Source organism: Frankia sp. CeRuru1 (assembly GCF_977966315.1).
This window is the reverse complement of record NZ_CDWWEW010000222.1, coordinates 1,270-8,169: the sequence shown is the minus strand read 5'-3', so window position 1 is coordinate 8,169 and position 6,900 is coordinate 1,270. Positions and strand designations below refer to the sequence as shown.

General features: G+C 69.5%; 6 protein-coding genes. 4 read left to right on the top strand and 2 right to left on the bottom strand.

Annotated features, from left to right (window positions below; translation table 11 throughout):
* A partial coding sequence (locus AC08OP_RS15825; protein ID WP_476614901.1) for an enoyl-CoA hydratase/isomerase family protein occupies positions 1-888 on the top strand: 888 nt, incomplete at its 5' end.
* Between the two features lie 204 nt (positions 889-1,092).
* A complete protein-coding gene (locus AC08OP_RS15820) occupies positions 1,093-3,018 on the top strand; it encodes an ABC transporter ATP-binding protein (RefSeq protein WP_476614900.1) in 1,926 nt (641 codons plus the stop codon).
* 127 nt (positions 3,019-3,145) lie between these two features.
* On the opposite strand, the gene AC08OP_RS15815 is transcribed toward AC08OP_RS15820, so the two are convergent.
* Positions 3,146-3,310 carry a hypothetical protein gene (locus AC08OP_RS15815; RefSeq protein WP_476614899.1) on the bottom strand — a complete coding sequence of 55 codons (165 nt, stop codon included), beginning with the start codon at positions 3,308-3,310 and terminating at the stop codon, positions 3,146-3,148.
* 268 nt (positions 3,311-3,578) lie between these two features.
* Between AC08OP_RS15815 and pyk the strand changes: the two genes are divergently transcribed.
* The gene (gene pyk, locus AC08OP_RS15810) at positions 3,579-4,994 is read left to right on the top strand and encodes a pyruvate kinase (RefSeq protein ID WP_476599666.1); all 1,416 of its coding nucleotides are present in this window, start codon (positions 3,579-3,581) and stop codon (positions 4,992-4,994) included.
* Between the two features lie 249 nt (positions 4,995-5,243).
* On the opposite strand, the gene AC08OP_RS15805 is transcribed toward pyk, so the two are convergent.
* Entirely contained in the window at positions 5,244-5,546 is a 303-nt protein-coding gene (locus tag AC08OP_RS15805) for a transposase (RefSeq protein ID WP_476614898.1), read from the bottom strand.
* Positions 5,547-5,567: 21 nt separating this feature from the next.
* Between AC08OP_RS15805 and AC08OP_RS15800 the strand changes: the two genes are divergently transcribed.
* Positions 5,568-6,782 carry an RNA-guided endonuclease InsQ/TnpB family protein gene (locus AC08OP_RS15800; RefSeq protein WP_476614897.1) on the top strand — a complete coding sequence of 405 codons (1,215 nt, stop codon included), beginning with the start codon at positions 5,568-5,570 and terminating at the stop codon, positions 6,780-6,782.
* The last annotated feature ends 118 nt before the right edge of the window (positions 6,783-6,900 follow it).

The window sequence follows — 6,900 nt, the reverse complement described above, 5'->3', positions numbered from 1 at the left end:
GTCCGGTACGACCCTGCGCGGCCGGGGTGGTGCGACCCGGGGCACCAAGAAGAAAAGCGCCTGATCATGGCGGTCCCCGCCGCCGCTGTAGCGGCGGCGGCGGCCGGACTGCACGTGCGGGTCGCCGGGCCTCTCGTCACGATCTGGATGACGGATCCCGGTGATACCGGCGGGGCCGGCTCGTTCCCGGCTCTCGCGTCGACGCTGGCCGGCGAACTGCGGCGGTTGACCGGTGAGGTCCGGGTCCTGGTTGTCCGGATGGGTCATCGCCCCCCACCGGCCGCTGACCTTACCGACCCCGCACCCCGAGTGGGCGAGGAAGGGCCCGCGGACGCCGTGGGGCAGTTGTCCCCGGCCGCGGGATATCGCGCATGGCGCGACGCGATGGGGCGGGTCTCCGATCGGTCCGACCTGATCAGTGTGGCCGTCGTGGACACGACGGTCGGCGACCTCGGTCTCGCGGTGACGGTCGCCTGCGACCTGCAGGTTCTCGCCGAGGATGCGCGCTTCCGGCTGACCTGGGCGCGTGACGGCCTCCTGCCCGCGGCCGGTGCCATGGGTCGGCTGGTCGAGCTCCTCGGCTACGCGAATGCCCTGGACCTCTGCCTGACCGGCCGCGAGCTCGCCGCCGACGAAGCGGCCAGGATCGGGCTGGCCCAGCGGGTCCTGCCGCGTGAGCTGCTGGACGAGCAGGTCGGCGTGCTGGTCGCGGCGCTCCTCGCGGTTCCCCGCGACATCGCGGCCGAGGTGAAGGCGCTGATGCGCGGCGTGCGGCGCTCCCGTCCCGCCACCCGCTCCGACCGTCTCGACGAGCGGGCCGAGGACGAGGCCTGGGAACGCGTCGTCACCGCCCGCTCCGCTGCCGGTGACGACCCCGCGGCGGGGTGACCGGCAGCCCCGACCGGCTCCTGCGCCGGCTCCGTACCGGCTGTCTCCCGCTTCGGCCTCCGTTTCGCTCCGTGCCGTGCCAAGCTGCAGCCAGCACGCCTGACGAGCCGCACCCGCCGCGGGAATGCCCGTCCGCAATTCCTGCTTACATCGTTACGTAGTAAGCACTACGTAACACAGTAAGCGCCGCCGCCAGGAGGGCTGATGCGACCGGGAATGGATGGTTGGTCTACGACACGTACCTTCCAACAGGACCGTTCGGTCACCCGGACCTCGCTGCGGCCCGGTACCCTGCGCAGGATCGTCGCCTTCGCCCGTCCCCATCGGCGGCAGCTCGCCTACTTTCTCGCGCTCATCGTGTTCAGCTCGGCTGTCGGTGCGGTTGTTCCGCTGATCCTCAAAACGATCATCGATGACGGCATCGTGCGCCACCGGGTGGGGCTGGTGCAGGCGCTCGCCGCGGTCGTCGCGGGCCTGGCGTTCCTGGACGCCGGTCTGTCGCTCGCGCAGCGCTGGTTCTCGGCCCGGATCGGCGAGGGTCTGATCTACGAGATGCGCAGCCAGGTGTTCCGGCACGTGCAGCGCCAGCCGCTCGCCTTCTTCACCCGGACCCAGACCGGGGCGCTCATCAGCCGGTTGAACAACGACGTGCTCGGCGCGCAGTCGGCGTTCACCAACACGCTGTCGTCGGTGCTGTCGAATGTCCTGTCCGCCGGATTCGTGCTCGCCGCGATGCTGGTGCTGTCCTGGCGAATCACCCTCGTGTCGCTCGTGTTGCTGCCGGTATTTATTATTCCGGCCCGCTTGTTGGCGCCCCGCCTGGCCAGGCTGACCCGGGAGAGCTACGGGTTGAACGCCGAGATGAACACGACGATGACGGAACGATTCAACGTGTCCGGAGCGATGCTCGCGCAACTGTATGGTTCGGCGGAACGGGAGGACGAGAACTTCCGCGTTCGGGCCGGGCGGGTGCGTGACATCGGGGTGACCCAGGCCATGTACGGCCGCATATTCTTCGTCTCGCTCACCCTGGTCGCCTCGCTTGCGACCGCGATCGTCTACGGGATAGGCGGTCGGTTCGCTGCCCAGGGCAGCCTGGAGGTCGGCACCCTGGTCGCGCTCACGGCCTATCTCGGACGGCTGTACGGGCCGCTCACCCAGCTCTCCAACGTGCACGTCGACGTCATGACGGCGCTGGTGTCCTTCGAGCGGGTCTTCGAGGTGCTCGATCTGGAGCCAGCGATCGCCGACCGGCCGGGCGCCGTCGATCTGCCGGCCGGCGCGACGACCATCGAGTTCGATCATGTAGATTTCCGTTATCCGGCCGCCGGCGAGGTCTCCCTGGCGTCGCTGGAGTCGGTCGCCGTACTCGACCCGCGGGTGCCCACGCCGGTGTTGCACGATGTCACCTTCCGGGTCGAGCCGGGGCAGGTGATCGCGTTGGTCGGCCCGTCCGGAGCGGGCAAGACGACGATCAGCCAGCTCGTTCCGCGCATGTATGACGTGCGGTCGGGGTCGGTACGCATCGGCGGGCACGACGTCCGCGATCTCACCCTTCGGTCCCTGCGGTCCGCCGTCGGTGTGGTCACCCAGGACGCGCATCTGTTCCACGACACCATCCGCGCGAACCTGGCCTTCGCCCGGGCGGACGCCTCGGACGAGCAGATGTGGACCGCTCTGGGCGCGGCGCGGATCGGGCTGCTCGTGCGCTCCCTGCCGGACGGCCTGGACACGGTCGTCGGTGACCGGGGCTACCGCCTGTCCGGCGGGGAGAAGCAGCGGCTGGCCATCGCCCGGCTGCTGCTGCGCGAACCGGGCATCGTCGTGCTGGACGAGGCCACCGCGCATCTCGACAGCGAGTCCGAGGCCGGCGTGCAGCAGGCGCTGACCGCCGCGCTGGTGGGACGGACATCCCTGGTCATCGCGCACCGGCTGTCCACGGTGCGCGACGCCGACCGCATTCTGGTGGTCGACGACGGGCGGATCGTGCAGAGCGGGACCCATGAGGAGCTGCTGGCCCGCGGCGGGCTCTATGCCGAGCTGTACCGGACCCAGTTTGCCCCGGCCCCGGCCGTCGGTGCTGAGGCGGGGTGGGCCGAAGGGGCCAGTGCCCCACCGGTCGGGGTCTGACTCCTGGGCCACACCCGGGCGCGCCACGTTCGGGCGGCCGGCGTCGTGCCGACCCGACAGGTGGGCGGCGACCGGCCGTGGTCCGCGGCGGGAAGGCCGCGGACCACGGCCGCCCGTCGTGGCGACACTAAGACCCGGGCTCGGCCGGACGAAGCGGTGCGGTCGTGGGGGAGCTCCCGCCGGCGTGCACCTCCGAGGCGACAACGCTGGTCTCGGCGGGAGCCATGACGTCGGCGACGGCGATGTCGATGTCGCCGGACGATTGGCGGTGGATGGCGGGATTTTGTTTCATACCGGCTCCGGGGGACTCGATCGTGCCCTACCGACTTCCGCATCCGAGGGAGCGGATCCCAGGAACGTCCGGCGCCCTTGCCGTCTTTCCCGTATCACGCGCGTCGACCGACAGGGGTGTGGCGCGGACGATATGAACGGTACGCCGCTGCGTGACCACGCGCAGCATATAACGGATACGCCTGATCTGACTACTTCTCGGGCCGCCGCACGCGTCTCCTGGTGGCCCCCGTGTGCAATGACCGACGATCAGTACTTAGGCTCTGGGTGTGCCCCGTAGAGCCAAGATTGTTTGTACCCTCGGCCCCGCGACCAGCTCGCCAGAGAAGGTCCGGGCTCTCGTCGACGCGGGAATGGACATTGCCCGACTAAACTTCTCCCACGGAACACACGAACAGCATGCCGTCACGTACGCGCGGGTGCGCGAGGCCGCGGAGGCGGCCGGCCGCAGCGTCGGCACGCTCGCCGACCTCCAGGGACCGAAAATCCGGCTGGGGAGCTTCGCCGACGGCGGGGTCACCCTGCTGCCCGGTCAGCGGTTCACCGTCACGATCCGCGATGTTCCCGGCGATCAGCATCAGGTCGGCACGACCTACCCGGGCCTGCCGGGCGACGTCGCGGCCGGGGATCGCGTCCTGGTTGACGACGGCCGCCTGGTCCTCCAGATCGACGGGGTGACCGACACCGACGTCCACACCACGGTCGTCATTGGCGGGCCGGTGAGCGACCACAAGGGGATGAACATTCCCAACGCCGCGCTCACCGTCCCGGCGCTCACCGAGAAGGACGCCGCTGACCTGCGGTTCGCCCTCAACCTCGGGGTGGACATGGTCGCCTTGTCCTTCGTCCGGAGTGCCGTGGACGCCGCGGCGGTGCATGCGATCATGGATGAGGTGGGGATCCGGGTCCCGGTCCACGCCAAGATCGAGAAGCCGCAGGCGGTCGCTGAACTCGACGAGATCATCGAGGCGTTCGATGGTCTGATGATCGCCCGTGGCGATCTCGGGGTCGAGCTGCCGCTCGAGGACGTGCCGCTCGTGCAGAAGCGCGCCGTCAGCCAGGCCCGGGAGCGGGCCAAGCCGGTGATCGTCGCGACCCAGGTGCTCGAGTCCATGGTCAGCGCGCCGCGGCCGACCCGTGCCGAGGCCAGTGACTGCGCCAACGCCGTCCTGGACGGCGCTGACGCGATCATGCTGTCGGCCGAGACGAGCGTCGGTGCCTACCCCATCGAGGCCGCGGCCACCATGGCGCGCATCATCGAGACCGCCGAGGCCGACCTCGGCCGGATACCGCCCCTGCGGACCGAACCACGCACGCTCGGGGGGGCACTCGCCCAGGCCGCCGCGTCGGTAGGAGCCGCGGTCGGCGCCCGTTATCTCGTGGCCCACACCCTCAGTGGTGACACGGCCCGGCGACTCGCCCGGTACCGTACAGAGGTCCCGGTGCTGGCCTTCACGCCGATTCCGGCGGTTCGCAACCAGATGGCGCTCTTCTGGGGCGTGGAAACCTTCCTTGTGCCGTTCGCGGACAGCACGGACGAGATGGTCCGCCAGGTCGACAGCGCCCTCTTCCATATTGGCCGATGCAAGCCGGGTGAACTGGTGGTCGTCGTCGCCGGGACGCCGCCGGGCGTGGCCGGCATGACCAACATGATGCGGGTCCATCGCATCGGGGAGGCCATCTGATCCCACCGTCTGACTGACCCCACCGTCTGGCGTCAGCGTCGCATCCCTGATCTTTGATCTTTGATCCCTGACCGAGAACTGGCCTACCTCGAGCACCCCGAGCCGCGCCGACGCCGAGTCCGCCGGTCGCCGACGGCCCGTCGGCGCGGCCACCGTTGTGCCGTTGCCGTTCTGGCACATGTCGGGCGTGGACCGATGACCTGAAAAACGTGGTGCGCAAGCCCGTCCTTCAGTGCGGGGCTTGCGTGTTCACGCCGGGCGGCGCTGGCCTTCGATGTACTCGCGTAGCACCGGCAGCGGCGCGCCACCGGCCGCTACGGCGAAGTACGACGGCGACCAGAAGTGGCCGCGCAGGCTGTGCCGGTTCACCCGGCCGGTGAACGCGGCGAGCCTCGCGCCGACGTCGTCGCACACGTCCCGCATGATCTGCCCGTAACGGTTGAGCATCGCCGCGTTGAGCACGCCGCGCCGGTACTTCGTCACGAAGACCAAATGCACGTGCAGGGCCGAAACCACATGTCTGCCATGACGGTAATCGTCACGGTCGATCACAGACCAAGTATGATGGGTGGCATGCCGACCGTGCGGTACCGCTACCGCGCCTACCCGAGCCCGGGCCAGGAACAGATACTTGCGCGCACGTTCGGCTGTGCCCGCGTCGTCTACAACGACGCGCTGCGGGTTCGGGACGAGGCGCGCGCCGCCGGGGAGAAGATCTCCGACACCGAGGTGCAGCGGCGGGTGGTCACCCTCGCCAAGCAGACCGAGGACCGGGCGTGGCTCAGTGAGGTGTCCTCGGTGGTGCTGGTCCAGGCCTGCCAGGATGCGCGGCGGGCGTTGCGGAACTGGTTCGACTCGCTGTCCGGGAAGCGGAAGGGCCGGAAGGTGGGCCATCCACGTTTCCGGTCGCGTAAGGACGCCCGGCAGTCGGTCCGGCTCACCCGCAACGGCTTCGGTGTCACCGGCCGGGGTGTGCGGGTCGAGAAGGTCGGCGACCTGCGGTTGGAGTGGTCGCGTCCGTTGCCGTCGGTTCCCTCGAGCGCGACGGTGATCCGGGAGGCGGACGGCCGGTTCTACGTGTCGTTCGTCGTCGAGGTTGACGATGTGTCTTTTCCTGCGGTGGATACCGAGGTCGGTGTCGATCTCGGGTTGGACCGGTTGGTGACGCTGTCGACGGGTGAGGTGGTCGCGAATCCGCGCCCTCTGCGGTCGAAGCAGCGCAGGCTTGCCCGGGCGCAGAAGGATCTGGCCCGTAAGCGGAAGGGCTCGGCAAACCGTCGCAAGGCGGTCCGGCGGGTGGCGGTCGGGCATCGGAAGGTGCGGGAGACCCATCGCGATCATCATCACAAGGTGGCCGGTCGGCTGGTCCGCGAAAACCAAACGGTCTGTGTCGAGGATCTGGCCGTGGCGGGTCTGGCTCGGACAAGGCTGGCCCGATTGGTGCACGACGCGGGCTGGGCGATGCTGGTCGGTCTGATCGAGCAGAAGGCTGCCCGCCGGGGCCGGGCCGTGGTGAAGGTGGGCAGGTTCTTCCCGTCGTCGCAGGTCTGCTCGGCCTGCGGGAGGAAGGACGGGCCGAAACCACTGGCGGTCCGGGAGTGGACCTGCCCGTCCTGCGGAACGCGGCAAGCCCGGGACGTCAACGCGGCCCGGAACATTCTGTTCGAGGGACGACGCATGCTGGCCGCCGGGCGGGCGGACACCCTAAACGCCTGTGGAGCCGAGGTAAGCCCGGGACCTGTCCCGGCTGTTGGCCGTGAAGCAGGAACCCTCCGAGGTGCCGCGTGAGTGGCACGGTAGGAATTCCCGGCCTTCAAGCCGGGGAGGAGACGTCAATGTCATGATGAGGCCCAGCTGGGCCTAGGCGGACAAGCTGGGGGTGTGGTAAGGCCCGGGCCCGGTCGCC